Origin of the sequence: Mesorhizobium sp. BR1-1-2 (genome assembly GCF_020165435.1) — a bacterium.
GTDB lineage: Bacteria > Pseudomonadota > Alphaproteobacteria > Rhizobiales > Rhizobiaceae > Mesorhizobium.
On sequence record NZ_JAIUID010000010.1, the window covers coordinates 72,662 to 89,020 of the forward strand.

A 16,359-nucleotide genomic window follows, 5' to 3' on the forward strand; every position below is an offset into this window, starting at 1 on the left:
CTGTGCTCTCAAACCAGCATCGACTGTTGGGCGAAGATGCCCGCCATGGTGCCTTGCCATGATGCCGTGGTGACCGAGGGCATTCCGGGGGTGGCGAGGTCGCCGGCGGCGTAGATGCCGGGCATGCTGGTTTCGCGGCGCTCGTCGACCTTGAGGGCGATGCCGCCGGGCGTATCGACCGTGGCGAGGCCCAGTGATTCATGTAGGCTTGCGGAGGGCTTGTTACGCGGATGGGCGAATAGGATGTCGACCGCGACATTGCGGCCGGTATCGAGATTGACGGTGGCGATATGGCCCTCGCGATGGGCGATCCCGATGATCCGGCCATCGACGACAGGTATGTTGCGGCGCGCCAGATCGGCCCGGACATCGGGGGGAATGTCGTGACCATCGGCGAAGAGCGTCAACGTGTCGGTCCAATCGTGGAACAGCCTGACATGATTGGGCGACTGCGGGCCGGACCAGACGAGGCCCCAATGCCGGCCGGCGACTTCAAAGCCGTCGCAATAGGGACAGGACACGATGGACGTGCCCCAGCCTTCGGCAAAGCCTGGAACATCAGGCATCTGGTCGGCGATGCCATAGCTCAGGATCAGGCGGCGCGCCGCAAGGCTTTCGCCCTCGCCAGTGAGGACGGAGAAATCGTCGATGGCACCGGAGACGCTGTCGGCCCGGGCATTGACCAGCCTGATCGTGGGATAACGCGCCAGTTGCTGCCGCGCCTTGGCCAGGATGTCCAGCGGTGGCTTGTGATCGTGGCCGAGCAGGCCATGCGAATGGCCGGCGAAGCGGTTGCGCGGCAGGCCGGTATCGAGAACGGTGACCTTGCGCCGGGCACGGCCGAGCTGCAGGGCGCCGGCGAGACCGGCAAAGCTGCCGCCGATGATGATGACGTCATCCATGGTGATGGGCTCCGTGTTGTGGATGGAGGGGTTGGGGCCGGGCCTGGCGCGAAATATCGTCCAGCGATACGCGCTCGAGACGGGCAGCGAGCAGGGCTTCGGCATCGACGAGAAAGTCGCCCATCATTGTTTTGGCCGGCCGGACAATGCCGCATCGATATCGCCGGGCGGCCCGAGGAAACTTGATTTGGAGGACACCTACCCATTGGCTTGCACATTTCAGATACTACATGGTATCGTAATGCAAGTATTAGGATACTGTCAAGTACTGGAATTCTCGTGACCGAAGACAGCCAGGGCCGGCGCGGCCGGCCCGCCAACGAGGCACTTGGCCAAACGATAGTCGACGCCGCGTGCGAACTCTTTGTGGAATTGGGTTTTCAAGCGACGACATTGGACAAGGTCGCCCGGCGGGCCAAGATTTCCAAGCTCAGCATCTATCGGCACTTCGAGAACAAGGAGGCGCTGTTCAGCGCGGCCATCGCGGCCCGCTGCCATCAGTTTGCACCACGGGCCCTTTTTGAAGGCGTTGACGGTTCGGCCGAAGATCAGCTCATGGCGGCGGGATCATCCCTGCTTCGCACGCTGTTGAGTTCGGACGTCCGCAATGTCGAAGCCATGATCATGGCCGACAAGACGAATCAAAAGTCGTTAAGCAGGCTCCATTACGAAGCCGGCCCCGCCCATGTCATCGCCGAAATCGAGGCCCTGTTGCGTCAGTTGCACGCGAAGGCGGTTCTGAACGTGCCCGATCCTCTCCGGTCCGCCCGCTTGTTTGCCGCGCTTTTCAAAGGATCCGATCTCCTGATTATCGCGCGCTTCGATCAGGCGAGAGCAGAGGACGACAACGAAATCGAATCCTATTGCCGGTCGGCCGTCGCCATGTTCATCGCCGCGCACGGTGGCAACGACCACGCGAACGGATAACCTAGACGAGGCCGCGAAGGAGTACTTGCTGGTGCCGAAGTAGGACCAGAACTCCCGCCTTCGGCGCGCCCCATCACTCCCACTCGATTGTCCCCGGCGGCTTCGAGGTCACATCATAGACCACGCGGTTGATGCCTTTTACTTCGTTGATGATGCGCGTGGCGGCCGCACCCAGGAAGGCCATGTCGTAGTGGTAGAAATCGGCGGTCATGCCGTCGACCGAGGTGACGGCGCGCAGCGCGCAGACGAATTCATAGGTGCGGCCGTCGCCCATGACGCCGACCGTCTGCACCGGCAAGAGCACCGCGAAGGCCTGCCAGATCGCGTCGTACAGCCCCGCCTTGCGGATCTCGTCGAGATAGATGGCGTCGGCCTCGCGCAGGATTTCGAGCTTCTCGCGCGTGATGCCGCCGGGACAGCGTATGGCGAGCCCCGGCCCCGGGAACGGGTGGCGGCCGATGAAACTTTCGGGCAGGCCGAGTTCCTTGCCCAGCGCGCGGACCTCGTCCTTGAACAGTTCGCGCAGCGGCTCGACCAGCTTCATGTTCATGCGCTCGGGCAGGCCGCCGACATTGTGGTGCGACTTGATCGTCACCGACGGGCCGCCGGTGAAGGAGACGCTTTCGATGACGTCGGGATAGAGCGTGCCTTGCGCCAGGAAATCGGCGCCGCCGAGTTTCTTGGCCTCCTCCTCGAACACCTCGATGAACAGCCGGCCAATGGTCTTGCGTTTCTTCTCGGGGTCCGCCTCGCCTTCGAGCGCACCGATGAAACGATCCGACGCGTTCACCAGAATGAGCGGCAAATTGTAGTGTTCGCGAAACATCGCAACGACGCCGGCGGCCTCGTCCTTGCGCATCAGACCATGGTCGACGAGGATGCAAGTGAGTTGATCGCCGACCGCCTCATGAATGAGCAGCGCCGCGACAGAAGAATCGACACCGCCCGAAAGCGCGCAGATGACCTTGCCCTTGCCGACCTGCTTGCGGATCGCCTCGACCGCGTGCTCGCGGTAGGCGCGCATCGTCCAGTCGCCCTCGATGCCCGCGATGTTGTGGACGAAATTCCTGAGCAGCCGGGCGCCGTCGGGCGTATGCACCACTTCCGGATGGAACATGATGCCATACATCCTGCGCTCGACATTGCCGAAGATGGCGAAGGGCGAGCCTTCCGACTTGCCGAACACCTCGAACCCCTTGGGCAAGGAGATGACGCGGTCGCCATGGCTCATCCACACCTGGTGGCGCTGGCCGATCGCCCACAGGCCGTCGAACAGCGGACTTTCCTTCTCGATCTCGACGAAAGCGCGGCCGAATTCGCGATGGTTGGAGCTTTCGGCGACGCCGCCCATCTGCACGCACATGGCCATCTGGCCATAGCAGATGCCGAGCACCGGCACGCCGGCGTCGAAGACGATCTGCGGCGCCCGCGGGCTGCCGATATCCGTGGTCGAGGCCGGACCGCCGGACAGGATCACGGCTTTTGGGTTGATGCGCTTGAATGCCGCCTCGGCCGACTGGAACGGCACGATCTCGGAAAACACGCCGGCTTCGCGGATGCGGCGGGCGATGAGCTGGGTGAACTGGCTGCCGAAATCGACAATCAGGACGGTGTCGGGTTGATTGGCTGTTTTCATGGCGAGCGTTTAGAGAAAGAAACGAGTCGGCGCAATGGGTAGCGAAGCCTGACTTTCAGGCCGGTCCCGCCACATCGCCAGGAGAACCCATCCGAAGCAAGCCCGATCCGATCGCCTGTTCGAGGCGCATGACGGCATCCGCCAGCTTTTCGTCGATGACGTGCAGATATTCGGTCCAGTCGCCGACATGCCTGAGATCAGCCGCACCGTCGGAAATGCCGCGCAGCCCAATCAGGGGCACGTCGAATAGCTGGCAGGCGCGCAGGCAGGCGAAGGTCTCCATGTCGACCATGTCGGCGGCAATTGCATCAAAGGCCGCGCCGGTGACGATCGCACCGCCGGTCGACAGCGTCGCCTCCTTGACGTCAGGGATGCGCAACGGCAGCGGCACCGTAATCGGCAGGTCGAGGAACGGCGTCGCGCCTTTCTCGAAGCCAAGCGGCGAAGCGTCGATGTCACGATAGCTGACCGAGATGGCCTGGTAGATCTCCGTCTGCTCCAAGGTCCGGCTGCCGGCAGAGCCGAGCGATACGACGAGGTCCGGCAGCGCCTCTTGCGACTTCAGCCAGGACAATTCGGCGCCAAGCCGGACGGCTGCCTCGACCGGGCCGACACCGGTCATCAGCGGGGTGAACAGCCGCTGCAAATGCGGCCCGTATTCGGCCTGCGCCGCCATGACGAAGAGGACATCCTTGCCGGACAGGCGCGACAGTTTAGCGGTCATGATGATCTACTCCTCCCTGCCCTGCGGCCCGCCACCTGCTCGCCGGGACCCGCTGCCTCCGGCAGCTCCCGGCGTTCGTGGACTTTCATCGTGCCACTGGCACGATGAATTCGCCTATGGCGAACCGGCCACTCACCCAGCAATCCCATCACGGCCGACCATGGTCATCATGGTGCCGGTCATGGTGGCGATCAGCTTGGCCTCGCCGTCGGCGGCGAAGGCATAGGCCTGGCCGTCGGCGACGATGATGGTGCGGCCGGGCTTGGTCACCGAACCGCGGAACAGGAAGCGCTCGCCCCTGCCCGGCGCCAGCAGATTGACCTTGAACTCGATGGTCAGCACGCCGGAATTCTCCGGCATCAGCGAAAAGGCCGCATAGCCGCAGGCCGAGTCCAGCGCGGTCGAGATGACGCCCGCATGCAGGAAACCGTGCTGCTGGGTAAGTGCGGCCGAATAGGGCATCTCGATTTCGATGATGCCGGGCGTCACCAGCGTCAATTCGGCGCCGATGGTCGCCATCGCCTGCTGGCGCGCGAAGGACGCCCTGACGCGGTCTTCATAATCCGGGGCGGGTACGATCTTTGCTGCCATGGCCGTCGCTGCTTTCACCTTTGCCGAAAAGCTTATTGCAGAGGCGTGACCGGCAAGCAATCATCCGATGCTGCACTGCAGCAATTTGACCCCGAGGGCGCGCAGGACGGCTTCGCTTTCCGCTTCATTCAGGCTGCCCTGCGCAGCGCGCAGACGTAGAAACCGTCGGTGCCGCTCAGCGCCGGCGACAGGCAGATACCGCCCAAAGCGCCAAGCCGCATCGCCGTTTCATGGCCGGGAAAACGGCTGTCCCAGAGCCGGCGATGATCGACCGGGGCAAAACCGCCATTACGCTGGCAAAACGCGGCGACCTGTTCGCCATTCTCCTCGTCGAACACCGAACAGGTGACGTAGACCAGCAGGCCACCCGGCTTGACGAAGCTGCTGGCGGTATCGAGGATCGCCATCTGCTCGCCCTTGCGGGCGTCGAGCTGCCTTTGCGTCAGCCGCCATTTGGCGTCCGGGCGCCGTCGCCAGGTGCCGCTGCCGGTGCAAGGCGCGTCGACCAGGACAAGGTCCATATGGCCGGTGAGCGGCGACAGCTCCGCCGGCCTTGTGACGGTCTGCACGTTGCGGTTTTCCGAGCGGCGGATGCGGTCGAAGATGGGCGCCAGCCGCGCCTTTTCGGCATCATGGGCGAAGACCTGGCCTGTATTGGCCATCGCCGCCGACAGGGCCAGTGTCTTGCCGCCGGCACCAGCGCAGTAATCGAGCACCTGCATTCCAGGCTCGGCGCCGGCAAGGGCGGCGGCGATCTGCGATCCCTCGTCCTGGACCTCGAACCAGCCTTTCTGGAAAGCCGGCTCGGCCTGCACGTTGGGATGCCTGCCGTCGCCGTCGATCGGCGGAATGCGAATGCCTTGTGGGGCGATGTGAGCTGCCTTGGCGCCGGTTTCGGCAAGTTCCGCCAGCACTTTGGCCCGATCGGCCTGCAAGGTGTTGACGCGGATGTCGAGTGGCGGGCGGGTGGCGAGCGCTGCGCCCTCCTCGACCCAAGCCTCGCCAAACGCACGTTGCAAAAGCGGCTCGCACCAATCCGGTATGTCGGCGCGCACCGCGGGCGGCGCGTCGGCAAGCCGCCGCTCGTCGGTTGCCTGGAGCTCCGTGGCCGTCAGCAGCGGCGGCGCGAACCTGTCGCCGTCGAGCGCTTCGTTGAGCGAGCGCGCGGTCTGGCCCCATTCGAGCAGCAGGGCGCCGAAGCCGATGGCGCGCGGCGTGTCGCCGCCCAGCAGCCAGCCTGCCGAGCGCTTGCGGCGCAGCGCATCGTAGACGATGTTGCCGATGGCCGCGCGGTCGCCGCCGCCGGCAAAGCGGTGCGACAGGCCCCAGTCCTTCAGCGCATCGGCCACCGGCCGGTGACGCCGGCCAATGTCTTCCAACACTTCGATGGCCGCAGCCAGCCGTCCGCCTAGTCGCATTCTTCAGTCCACCAAATCGAACGCATCATCTCGGCCTGCTCTTAGAGCCTTTCACGCCGAGATTGAACCCCGCTCCGTTTTGCGACGACAGGCAGCCTGTTGGCGATCGGCGAAAACTGCCCGAGCAATGAATCTGCCGGTGCGGTCAACAACAAACCGTCAATAGATGCAAGCTCTCTAATGTTCGTAACTGGCGGCTGCAAGCACCGCAGGGGCGCGACAGCTCAGCTTTCCAAGTTTTTCGGTTGGGAATACTCTTGCCGCCATGATTCGCGGCGCGGAAAACGTGGACCGGCGGATCGTCACGAGGAGAGGGCAATGAAGACTTATCTGGCGGAAGTTCTAGGCACATTTCTGTTGGTGTTCATCGGTACGGCGTCAGTGGTGACGGGCGGCTTCGGCGGCGCGCTGCCGCTCGGGCAGGAAGGCATCGGACTGGCCTTCGGCATCGGCCTTATCGCGGCCGCTTACGCGATCGGCCCCATTTCGGGCGCACATCTCAACCCGGCTGTGACACTCGGCGTGTTTCTTGCCGGCCGGTTGCCAGCCAAGGACGTCATCCCCTACTGGATCGCACAGATCATCGGCGCCATCCTGGCCTCGCTGGCGCTGTGGATCATCGTCTCCGGCCAGGCCGGCGGACACACTGGCGGCTTCGGCGCCAATGGCTGGGACGAGACGAAATGGGGCGTCTCTTCGGCGTTCCTGTGGGAGCTGATCGGCACCTTCACCTTCGTCACCGTGATCCTCGGCGTCACCGCGGAAAGGCATGCCACGGCCTTCGCCGGACTGGTCATCGGCCTGACGCTGGCGGGCATCCACTTCGCCATGATCCCGGTGACGGGAACCTCGGTCAATCCGGCCCGTTCCATTGGCCCGGCGCTGTTCTCGGGCGGCGCAGCGATCAGCCAGCTCTGGCTGTTCATCGTCGCGCCGCTGATCGGCGGCGCCATTGCCGGCGTCGTCGCCAAGGCGCGCGTCTTCGAAAAGGACTGATTTCGAAAGCCTGGACAGGGAAAAGGCGCGGGGCCGAGCCTCGCGCCTTTTTTATTGGGTGGAAAATCCGCCTGGATCAGGCGGCGATATCGAAGCGGTCGGCGTTCATCACCTTGGTCCACGCCGCGACGAAATCCCTGGCGAATTTCTGCCCGGCATCCGCTGACCCGTACACCTCCGACAGCGCACGCAGTTGCGCGTGCGAGCCGAAGATCAGGTCGGCGCGGGTGCCGGTCCACCTGACCGCCTTGGTCTTGCGGTCGCGCGCTTCGTAGATCTCATCCGAACCCGCGACCGGATCCCAGACCGTGCTCATGCTGAGCAGGTTGACGAAGAAGTCGTTCGTCAGCGTGCCCGGCCTGTCGGTGAACACGCCGTGCCTGGACTTGCCGGTGTTGGCGCCGAGCACTCGCAGGCCGCCGACGAGCACCGTCATCTCCGGCGCGGTCAGCGTCAGCAACTGCGCGCGATCGACCAGCATCGCTTCGACCGACATTGGCTGCGGCCCCCGGACATAGTTGCGGAAGCCGTCGACTTTCGGCTCGAGCGCGGCAAAGGAAGCGACATCGGTCTGCTCCTGCGAGGCATCCATGCGGCCAGGCGTGAACGGCACCTTCACCTCGTTGCCGCCGTCCTTCGCCGCCTTCTCGATCGCGGCGACGCCGCCGAGCACGATCAGATCGGCCAGCGAGATCTTTTTTCCGCCGGTCTGTGCCGTGTTGAACGCCTTCTGGATGGATTCGAGCGTGGCCAGCACCTTGGCCAATTCAGCAGGCTGGTTGACGTCCCAGTCCTTCTGCGGCGCCAACCGGATGCGCGCGCCATTGGCGCCGCCGCGCTTGTCGGAACCCCTGAACGTCGAGGCCGAAGCCCAGGCGGTCGAGACCAGTTCGGAAACGGACAGGCCCGAGGCCAGGATCTTGGCCTTCAGCGATGCGATATCCTGTTCGCTGACCAGTTCATGGTCGAGGGCCGGGATCGGATCTTGCCAGATCAGCTCTTCCTTCGGCACCAACGGGCCAAGGTAGCGCACGACCGGGCCCATATCGCGATGGGTGAGCTTGAACCAGGCGCGGGCGAAGGCGTCGGCGAACTGATCAGGATTCTGGTGGAACCGCCGCGAGATCTTCTCGTAAGCCGGGTCGACCCGCAGCGCGAGATCGGTGGTCAGCATGGCCGGCGCGCGGCGATTGGAGGGATCATGCGCGTCCGGCACCGTGCCGGCACCGGCGCCGCCCTTGGGCGTCCACTGATGGGCGCCGGCCGGGCTTTTCGTCAGTTCCCATTCGTAGTTGAACAGGTTGTCGAAGAAGTTGTTGCTCCACTTGGTCGGCGTCGTGGTCCAGGTGACCTCGAGCCCCGACGTGATGGCATCGCCGGCAATGCCCGACGCGTGCTTGCTCGACCAGCCGAGGCCCTGCGCCTCGATGCCGGCGCCTTCCGGCTCGGCGCCGACCAGCGAGGCATCGCCTGCACCATGGGTTTTGCCGAAGGTGTGGCCGCCGGCGATCAGCGCCACCGTCTCCTCGTCGTTCATCGCCATGCGGCCGAAGGTTTCCCTGATGTCGCGTGCCGAGGCCAGCGGATCGGGCTGGCCGTTCGGGCCCTCCGGATTGACATAGATCAGGCCCATCTGCACGGCACCGAGATGGCCGCGAAGTTCGCGGTCGCCGGAGTAGCGCTCGTCGCCCAGCCATTTGGTTTCCGATCCCCAATCGACGTCCTGCTCGGGTTCCCAGACGTCGGCGCGGCCGCCGGCGAAGCCGAAGGTCTTGAAGCCCATCGATTCCAGGGCGACGTTGCCGGTGAGGATCAACAGGTCGGCCCAGGAGATCTTGCGGCCATATTTCTGCTTGACCGGCCACAGCAGGCGGCGCGCCTTGTCGAGGTTGGCATTGTCAGGCCAGCTGTTGAGCGGTGCGAAACGCTGCTGGCCGGCGCCGGCGCCGCCGCGGCCGTCACCGATGCGGTAGGTGCCGGCGCTGTGCCAGGCCATGCGAATGAACAGCGGCCCGTAATGGCCGAAGTCGGCCGGCCACCAATCCTGCGAATCCGTCATGACATGGTGCAGGTCCTTGATCACAGCGTCGAGATCGAGGCTCGCGAATTCCTTGGCATAGTCGAAGTCCTCGCCCATCGGGTCGGAGAGGCTCGACTGCTGGTGGAGAACGCCGAGGTCCAGCTGGTTGGGCCACCAGTCACGGTTGGTCCTGGCACCGGGTCCATGCGCGACAGGGCATTTGCCCGCGCTGTTGTCGTCGGTTTTCGCGTCCATCTTGCACTCCAATTTTTGCCGAGGGTTCCGGGGCAGCCAGCGGCCGCCATCCTGGAATGATTCCAGACTAGGCCAGGCTGCCGATAAAAACAAATTGCCTTTCCTGTTCATTTCAATAGGATTTCCTTATGATAGGCCTGACCGTCCGGCAGATGCATTATTTCGACGCTCTTGCGCAGACGCTGCATTTCGGGCGTGCGGCAAAACTCGCAGGCGTCAGCCAGCCGGCGCTGTCCTCGCAGATCGCGGAAATGGAGCAGCGGCTGAATTGCCGGCTGTTCGAGCGCGGCGGCAAATCGGTGCGCATGACCGACGAGGCGGCAGCCCTTTTGCCGCGCATCGAACGCATCCTTTCAGACATACGCGAGGTCGAGACGATGGCCCGGCGCGGCCGCCCGGCCATGGGAGGACGCTTCCGGCTGGGCATCATCCCGACCGTCGCGCCCTATCTCCTGCCGCGCGCCTTGCCCGAACTGAAGACGCGTTTCCCGGACTTGCTGCTCGAACTGCGCGAGGCGGTGACCGCCTCGCTCGTCGAGGACATCGCGTCGCAAAAACTCGACGCTTTCATCGCCGCGCTTCCGCTCGACCATCCCGGCCTGGTGACGGAGGCTTTATTCCCGGACCGGTTTTTCCTGGCCGTGCCGTCAGGCGATCCGGCTTTCGCCTCGCCACCGGTGCCGCCTGAAAGCCCGGCGCTGGAAAGGCTGATGCTGCTGGAGGAAGGCCATTGCCTGCGCGAACAGGCGCTGGCTGTCTGCGGCAATGTGCGGCCGGTGGCGATGGCAAGCTACGGCGCCACCAGCCTGACCACGCTCTTGCAGATGGTGGCGCACGGGCTCGGCGTGACGCTGATCCCCGAAATGGCCGCGGGACCTGCCGGCACTATCCCCGACCTCAAGATCGTGCCGTTCCAGGACCCCATGCCGCAGCGCACGATCTGCTTTGCCTGGCGGCGCAACAGCACCTTGCACAATGAGTGCATGGAGCTGGCAAGGATCATTCGGGGGCTGGGGTCGGCGGAGCAGGCGGCGTGAAGGACGACGAGCCCAAGCTTGCTATCGGCCCAGGCAAACCTCGAATGTGCGCTTGTTGGACGGCTCGAGCGGATATAACTCGTCTTCATCCCAAGCAAGTGGATCAAGTGCCACGCTACGCATTAGGCAGAATTACGGACCGAACTCATCGTTGGGTCCGCAATGTGTATCGCAAATGCGACAAGCGACCCGGTCTGTGCGGCAAGCCGGCGGGTGTTGCGGCTTCAGGCGGCGGTGCTGGCGCGGCTTGGCTCAAGAATAGACTTGACCTTGTCCGCGACCGCGCGCCCGAGATCGGCGTTATTGCTAGCGGTGAAATGGATGCCGTCGACACCGTCCGTGGTGACGAAATCGCCGGCATTCAGGAAGTCGATCTTCATGAAATCCGCCATCGCCTTGTACTGCCTCGCCAGATCCCTGGATTTTTCGTGGCCGCCGCCGAACATGCCCTCGAACCAGGGATCGGGCATCGGGGTCAGCGGCGGCGGCGCGATGACCAGCGCCTTCGGAGCTGGATAAGGCGTGCCGATACCGCCGGCGCTCGCCAGGATCTGCCCCACCAGTTTCGCCATTCCGTTGGCGATCTCGTAGGGTGTCCGGCGAAAATAGGACTTCGTGTCATTGGTGCCGAGCATGACGATGACCAGATCCAGCGGCAGATGGCTGGCGATGGCCGAGGGCAGATAGTTGGCGCCATTGAGGCGCGGATCGTTGGGGTCGTCGAGACAGGTCGTGCGCGCACTCAAACCTTCTTCGATGATGTGGTAGCCTGCTCCCAGCGCCGCCGCCATCACACCCGTCCAGCGCTGGTCATAGGGGTAGCGGTAGGTCGGCGACCCTTCCTTGACCGGCACCCAGCCCCAGGTCAGTGAGTCGCCGTAGCACATGATGTTTTTTGGCGGTGACATTCATGTTTCTCCATCTGTTTGCAGTTGTCTGAAGGTGCAGATTTATCGATCCAGGCGAACGCCGGTGCCGGCTTGCCTTTGGCTGTTTCGATTTATGGGGTTCGCACGCGCACTCCATAGAAGATCGCCGCGCCGAGGATGATGGCGCCCTGGGCGATGAGCTTGCCGGGTTCGTCGATGCCGAGCACCGTCATCACGACGAACAAAAGCGCGAAGCACAGCGAGCCGAAGAAAGGTCCCCAGACGCCGCCGTCGCCGCGACCGAAGGCGACGCCGCCAAGGATCGTCGCCGCGACTGCCAGGATCGGCAGGTCGAGACCGACGCGCACGCTGCCGACGGCGATCGAACCGGTCTGTACCAGGGCCGCGATCGCCGCGATCAGGCCGGCGAGCGTATGCGCCAGGATGACCGTGCGCTGGACGGGCACGCCGGAAAAATGGGCGGCTTCGGCATTCTCGCCAACCGAGGCCACGTAGCGGCCAAATACGGTCTGCGACAGAAGCAGCCACACCGCGGCGGTCAGCATGATCCAGAACAGCACCGGCGTCGGAACCGACAGGAACTTCGTGTTGTAGAGGTCGTTGAACAGTTTCGGCACATCGCCGGGTGGATTGCCGCTCGACAGGAACTGCACCAGTCCGACCAGGATGATGCTGACGGCCAGCGTGACGATGACGGCCGACACCCGCCGGATGCCGATCATGAAGCCATTGAACAAGCCGATGACGAGGCCCGTGGCGAGCGCCAGTACGACGAAGAAGGGCAGCGACGCGCCCGGGAAACTGCCCGACGAGATGAAATAGTTGATCAGCAGGATGATGCCGCCGCCGGAGAGGTCGATCGACTTCACGCGCATGACGACGAGCTGCCCCAGCACAAGGATGCCGAGCGGAACGATCTGCCTGATGAAGATGCCCATGATGTTGAGGTTGAGCATGTTCGGCCGTGCGATCCACAGCGTGGCCAGAAGCACGAGGAAGACAAAGTAGGACGGCGGTATGCGAAGCAGACGCCGGGCGATCGGGTTTGCGAGAATGGCAGTCATCGCTCAGAGCCCCATCTTCTTGCGGGATTGCAGCCCGACCACCGCCAAGAGGATGCCGCCCTTGATCGCCGTCTGGACAAAGGGCGAGACGTTGGCGAGGTTCATGCCATTGGCCAGCAGTGCCATCACAAGCGCGCCGATCACCGTGCCGTGCAGGCTGCCGATTCCGCCTGAAAGCTGGGTGCCTCCAAGTGCGACGGCGGTGACCGTGTCGAGTTCGAAAAGCAATCCGACATTTGGATCACCCGACACGATGCGCCCGGCCAGGAAGACACCGGCAACGGCCGCGAAACAGGAGCAGACCACATAGGCGAGGATGATGTTGCGGCGATCGGAGACGCCGAAATTGCGGGCAGCGCTTTCGGCGCCCGACGCGATGCCGCCGCCGATCGCAAACAGATGCAGGCCGTATCGCGATCCGTAGAGCAGCTTCCAGGCCAACAGCATCACGACGATTCCCCAAAAGACCGGATAAGGAATACCGAGGAAACTGCCTGAGACGGCAGCAATGACGATCTCCGGAACGGTGCCGCCGGAGACGGGACGCAAGATGCGCGTGATGCCAAGGACAATGTACTGCGTCGACAGCGTGGCGATGATTGGATGGACGTTGAAACGGGTGATCGCCAGGCCGTTGATCAGCCCGATGAATGCGGCCAGCACGAAGACCGCCGGGATCAGCACGATCGCCGGCTGGTCGAGCGCCAGCACCGCCGTCGTGAAACTGATGACCGAGCCGACCGACAGATCGAGCCCGCCGACGAGCACGACGACGAGTTGTCCGACCGCCGCGATGACCAGCGGCATCGCCTGCGCAACCAGGTTGAACAGGTTTTCGGCCGTTGCGAACTGCGTCGTCTGAACAGACAGCCACAGCGAAATGAGCAAGGCAACCAACAATGGCAGACCCCATTGGCCCTGCCGTGTGTTCCGGCCACCCAGGATATTGGACAGGCTACGATACATGGCAGGCCCCTAATGCCGGCGCGCCGGGCCGCCCGTCAGGGCCGCGTCGAGGATCTTGTGCTCCGTCGCCTGTGCTGCCGGCATTTCGGCCACGATTGTGTCGTGGTGGACGACATAGATGCGGTCGCACAGCCCGATCAGCTCGATCGTCTCGCGCGACAGCACCAGCACCGCGCCACCCTTGCGGGTGAAGTCGCGCAGCAGATGGTAGATCTCGGACTTGGCGCCGATGTCGACACCGCGGGTCGGCTCCTCCACCAGGAGAAGATCGAGATCCGCGGCGAGGTAGCGGCCGAGCAGCACTTTTTGCTGATTGCCGCCCGACAGCGAACCGACCGGAGCGGAGGGCCCTGTCGCCTTAATGTTCATGACCTCCATCATGCGGGCGATGACACTCCGATAGGGCCGCGCCGGTGCAAGTTCGCGGCGCCTCGAATGCAATCCGATGGCGATGTTGTGGGCGATCGGCAAAGCGAGAAAGAGCCCCTCCTCCTTACGGTCCTCGGGGACGAAACCGACCTTCAGCTGCTGCAAATGGCGAACGCCTGATGATGTCGAGAGCGGCATGTCGAGCGTTTTGCCGTTGATGGAAATCGTCCCGGCAAAAGGATGGTAGCGGCCGATGAGCGAGCGCAGGAAGCGCTGCTGGCCCTGTCCCTCAAGCCCGGCGAGGGCGACGATCTCGCCCTTGTGCAACGTCAGAGACAGAGGCTGCGATGTCTCGGTGATCCTGAGATTCTCGACGCGCAGGATTTCGCCGCCCTTCTCGCCCGTGCGATCTGGGAACAGATCCTGGAGTTCGCGCCCGACCATCATGGCGATGAGTTCGTCTGTGGTGATCTCGGACACCGTCCTGGTGCCGACCAGTGCGCCGTCCTTCAGCACCGTTACGGTGTCGCACAGATCGAAGATTTCTTCCATGCGATGCGAGATGTAGACGATTGCCTTTCCCTTGTCGCGCAGGCGGCGGATGTTGCGATTGAGCACATCGACATCGGCCGCGTTGAGAGCCGCCGTCGGCTCGTCGAGAATAAGCACGCCGGCGTCAGCCTGGATGCAATGCGCGATCTCGACGAATTGCCGCTCGGCAATGGTCAGGTTGGAAACGAGGTGCGAGGGGTCTAGCGTGAGGCCGAGTTCGCCGAGTGCCTCGGCGGTTCGGCTGTTCATCGCGGAATAGTCGATCGAGCCGAACCGGTTCGTCGGCTCCCGGCCGAGAAACATGTTCTCGGCGATCGACAGATTGGGCAGCAGCGAGTGTTCCTGGAAAACGGTCGAGATGCCGGCATCGAGCGCGGCGCGCGGTGACTTCAGATCGAGCTTTTCCCCATTCATGAAGATCTCGCCGGAATCGGGCTGATACACGCCCGCCAGGATCTTCATCAAGGTCGATTTGCCGGCGCCGTTCTCGCCCATCAGGGCGTGAACGCTGCCGGCCTTCAGCTCGAGGGAAACGGAGTGAAGCGCCTTGCTCCCTCCGAATGCCTTCGAAATGTTCGACATCTCGATAAGATTGGCCACGAAATCCTCGCTTCACCATATGAAGGGCCTGCGGGGAATCCTTGTCCACTCCCCGCCGGCCACGCGTGTCACTTCTTGCCGTAATATTCCTTGAGCTTGTCTTCGGGGAGTTCGCTCGGCCACCAGACATTGGCCGTCAGGTCGTCGCGATAGTACTTCGCGGCCTTGTCCTTGTCCCAGCCGTCGGGGTTGTAGACATAGCGCTTGTAGAGCTGCTTGCCCTCGAGCAGGGCCACAGCGGCGCGCACGCCGGCAGCACCCTGGGCCGGGCTGTATTCCGGAGAGATCGACTTGAATCCATCCGTGATCCACTGGCCGAAATAGCCATTGTTGCCCTCGCCCGAAATCGGCGGGATCGGCGTGCCGAACTGCTTGAAGACATCGACGCAGGCGCGCGTCATGTCGGCGCCGGACGACCAGATGCCGTCGACCTGCGGATTGTTCAGATAGAGGGTCTCGCACAGCTTCTTGGCCTTGTCGTACTGCCAGTCGCCATGCTCCTCGGCGATGATCTGCACATGCGTGCCCTTGAGCGATTCCAGTAGCCCGTTGTAGCGGTTGGTGTCTTCCGGGTGGCCGGCAAGGCCGCGCAGGACCCAGATCTTGCCGTTGTCGCCAACGGTTTTCACCAGCCAGTCACCCATCACCTTGCCGAAGTGCTCGGCTCCACCCTGGATTTCGGTGGTGTAGGCATCGGAATCGATGCGGCCGGTGTGAAGGATGACGGGGATGCCGGCGGCGACCGCCTTGGCGATGCTGGCGTTGGCCGACGTGCTGGTCACCGGCTGAACGATGATCGCATCGACATGCTGGGCGATCAGATCCTCGATATCGGCTACCTGCTTCTTCTGGTCGAAGCCGGCATCGAGCAGGATGAACTTCGAGATTCGCTTGTCCTTCGCCGCGGCATTTTCCGCCTCATGTGCGACCTGCACGGTCCAGGTGTTGGCGTTGACTCCGAAGTCGCTCATTCCGATGACCCAGGGGGGATCCTTCTTGAATGCGCCGGCCGCGGTCATGCGCGTGTCGTCGGCGCGCGGCGTGACGCCATCCATCAGCTTGACATCTTCCGCATGCGCCAGCGACGTTACGGCAAGCGCTGATACAACGAGCATTCCCAGCCCGACGGTTTTCAGCAATCCTAACATTGAACTCCTCCTTGTGGTTGCTCCGGCCGTACGGACGCGCACGGGCCGCGAGACGCTCTCCCGATGCATGCTTGTCGTCGCGAACCGACCTACGCACGCAATTCTCCCGCCCCCGAACACATGTGTGTCGAGGCCCAATTTCGGCTGGACGATGATGACGGTCGAGAACTCCTCCGGGCACTTTAGAAGCACAGTGGATTTGGCCTGTCAATAGTTAGTCATGTTGAATGACTATTCCTTTGCTTGCGTTTCGCCACTCCGCTA

At 63.5% G+C, this 16,359-nt stretch carries 14 protein-coding genes; 3 read left to right on the forward strand and 11 right to left on the reverse strand.

Annotated elements, in window-relative coordinates; all coding sequences use genetic code 11:
- Positions 1-8: 8 nt before the first annotated feature.
- The gene (locus LB551_RS21500) at positions 9-902 is read right to left on the reverse strand and encodes an NAD(P)/FAD-dependent oxidoreductase (protein ID WP_224660457.1); all 894 of its coding nucleotides are present in this window, start codon (positions 900-902) and stop codon (positions 9-11) included.
- 279 nt (positions 903-1,181) lie between these two features.
- On the opposite strand from LB551_RS21500, the gene LB551_RS21505 reads away from it, so the two are divergent.
- A complete protein-coding gene (locus LB551_RS21505) occupies positions 1,182-1,829 on the forward strand; it encodes a TetR/AcrR family transcriptional regulator (RefSeq protein WP_224660377.1) in 648 nt (215 codons plus the stop codon).
- Positions 1,830-1,902: 73 nt separating this feature from the next.
- Here the strand turns inward: LB551_RS21505 and guaA are convergent, their stop codons facing one another.
- From guaA to LB551_RS21525, 4 genes are all read right to left on the reverse strand, one after another.
- Positions 1,903-3,465, reverse strand: a complete 1,563-nt coding sequence (gene guaA, locus LB551_RS21510; protein WP_224660378.1) for a glutamine-hydrolyzing GMP synthase — start codon at positions 3,463-3,465, stop codon at positions 1,903-1,905.
- A gap of 55 nt (positions 3,466-3,520) precedes the next feature.
- Positions 3,521-4,189 (reverse strand): 5'-methylthioadenosine/S-adenosylhomocysteine nucleosidase, encoded by a 669-nt coding sequence (locus LB551_RS21515; RefSeq protein ID WP_224660379.1) that lies wholly within the window; start codon positions 4,187-4,189, stop codon positions 3,521-3,523.
- A 132-nt stretch (positions 4,190-4,321) separates the two neighbouring features.
- Positions 4,322-4,780: a PaaI family thioesterase gene (locus LB551_RS21520; RefSeq protein WP_027146613.1), complete on the reverse strand. Its 459-nt coding sequence runs from the start codon at positions 4,778-4,780 to the stop codon at positions 4,322-4,324.
- 128 nt (positions 4,781-4,908) lie between these two features.
- The gene (locus LB551_RS21525) at positions 4,909-6,198 is read right to left on the reverse strand and encodes an RsmB/NOP family class I SAM-dependent RNA methyltransferase (protein ID WP_224660380.1); all 1,290 of its coding nucleotides are present in this window, start codon (positions 6,196-6,198) and stop codon (positions 4,909-4,911) included.
- 318 nt (positions 6,199-6,516) lie between these two features.
- Here LB551_RS21525 and LB551_RS21530 point away from each other — a divergent pair, with 318 nt between their 5' ends.
- Positions 6,517-7,194 carry an MIP family channel protein gene (locus LB551_RS21530; protein WP_140498338.1) on the forward strand — a complete coding sequence of 226 codons (678 nt, stop codon included), beginning with the start codon at positions 6,517-6,519 and terminating at the stop codon, positions 7,192-7,194.
- 76 nt (positions 7,195-7,270) lie between these two features.
- On the opposite strand, the gene katG is transcribed toward LB551_RS21530, so the two are convergent.
- On the reverse strand, positions 7,271-9,469 hold the full coding sequence (katG, locus tag LB551_RS21535) for a catalase/peroxidase HPI (protein WP_224660381.1): 2,199 nt from the start codon (positions 9,467-9,469) through the stop codon (positions 7,271-7,273).
- A gap of 128 nt (positions 9,470-9,597) precedes the next feature.
- Here katG and LB551_RS21540 point away from each other — a divergent pair, with 128 nt between their 5' ends.
- The gene (locus LB551_RS21540) at positions 9,598-10,506 is read left to right on the forward strand and encodes a hydrogen peroxide-inducible genes activator (protein WP_224660382.1); all 909 of its coding nucleotides are present in this window, start codon (positions 9,598-9,600) and stop codon (positions 10,504-10,506) included.
- A gap of 224 nt (positions 10,507-10,730) precedes the next feature.
- Here LB551_RS21540 and LB551_RS21545 read toward each other — a convergent pair whose 3' ends face one another.
- The 5 genes from LB551_RS21545 to LB551_RS21565 form a co-directional block, all read right to left on the reverse strand.
- On the reverse strand, positions 10,731-11,414 hold the full coding sequence (locus LB551_RS21545) for an SGNH/GDSL hydrolase family protein (protein WP_224660383.1): 684 nt from the start codon (positions 11,412-11,414) through the stop codon (positions 10,731-10,733).
- A gap of 92 nt (positions 11,415-11,506) precedes the next feature.
- Complete coding sequence (locus LB551_RS21550) at positions 11,507-12,460, reverse strand: ABC transporter permease (RefSeq protein ID WP_224660384.1); 954 nt, start codon at positions 12,458-12,460, stop codon at positions 11,507-11,509.
- A 3-nt stretch (positions 12,461-12,463) separates the two neighbouring features.
- Positions 12,464-13,426 (reverse strand): ABC transporter permease, encoded by a 963-nt coding sequence (locus LB551_RS21555; RefSeq protein ID WP_140552433.1) that lies wholly within the window; start codon positions 13,424-13,426, stop codon positions 12,464-12,466.
- A gap of 9 nt (positions 13,427-13,435) precedes the next feature.
- Positions 13,436-14,947, reverse strand: coding sequence for a sugar ABC transporter ATP-binding protein (locus LB551_RS21560; RefSeq protein WP_224660385.1), 1,512 nt, complete (start codon positions 14,945-14,947; stop codon positions 13,436-13,438).
- Between the two features lie 68 nt (positions 14,948-15,015).
- On the reverse strand, positions 15,016-16,062 hold the full coding sequence (locus tag LB551_RS21565) for a substrate-binding domain-containing protein (protein ID WP_411910515.1): 1,047 nt from the start codon (positions 16,060-16,062) through the stop codon (positions 15,016-15,018).
- Positions 16,063-16,359: the final 297 nt, after the last annotated feature.

What these genes read in the sequence shown, in the direction of transcription:
- katG (WP_224660381.1), bottom strand. Translation starts at nt 9,469, where the DNA reads ATGGACGCGAAAACCGACGACAACAGCGCGGGCAAATGCCCTGTCGCG.
- LB551_RS21520 (WP_027146613.1), bottom strand. Translation starts at nt 4,780, where the DNA reads ATGGCAGCAAAGATCGTACCCGCCCCGGATTATGAAGACCGCGTCAGG.
- LB551_RS21530 (WP_140498338.1), top strand. Translation starts at nt 6,517, where the DNA reads ATGAAGACTTATCTGGCGGAAGTTCTAGGCACATTTCTGTTGGTGTTC.
- LB551_RS21550 (WP_224660384.1), bottom strand. Translation starts at nt 12,460, where the DNA reads ATGACTGCCATTCTCGCAAACCCGATCGCCCGGCGTCTGCTTCGCATA.
- LB551_RS21555 (WP_140552433.1), bottom strand. Translation starts at nt 13,426, where the DNA reads ATGTATCGTAGCCTGTCCAATATCCTGGGTGGCCGGAACACACGGCAG.
- LB551_RS21525 (WP_224660380.1), bottom strand. Translation starts at nt 6,198, where the DNA reads ATGCGACTAGGCGGACGGCTGGCTGCGGCCATCGAAGTGTTGGAAGAC.
- guaA (WP_224660378.1), bottom strand. Translation starts at nt 3,465, where the DNA reads ATGAAAACAGCCAATCAACCCGACACCGTCCTGATTGTCGATTTCGGC.
- LB551_RS21540 (WP_224660382.1), top strand. Translation starts at nt 9,598, where the DNA reads ATGATAGGCCTGACCGTCCGGCAGATGCATTATTTCGACGCTCTTGCG.
- LB551_RS21545 (WP_224660383.1), bottom strand. Translation starts at nt 11,414, where the DNA reads ATGTCACCGCCAAAAAACATCATGTGCTACGGCGACTCACTGACCTGG.
- LB551_RS21500 (WP_224660457.1), bottom strand. Translation starts at nt 902, where the DNA reads ATGGATGACGTCATCATCATCGGCGGCAGCTTTGCCGGTCTCGCCGGC.
- LB551_RS21515 (WP_224660379.1), bottom strand. Translation starts at nt 4,189, where the DNA reads ATGACCGCTAAACTGTCGCGCCTGTCCGGCAAGGATGTCCTCTTCGTC.
- LB551_RS21565 (WP_411910515.1), bottom strand. Translation starts at nt 16,062, where the DNA reads ATGCTCGTTGTATCAGCGCTTGCCGTAACGTCGCTGGCGCATGCGGAA.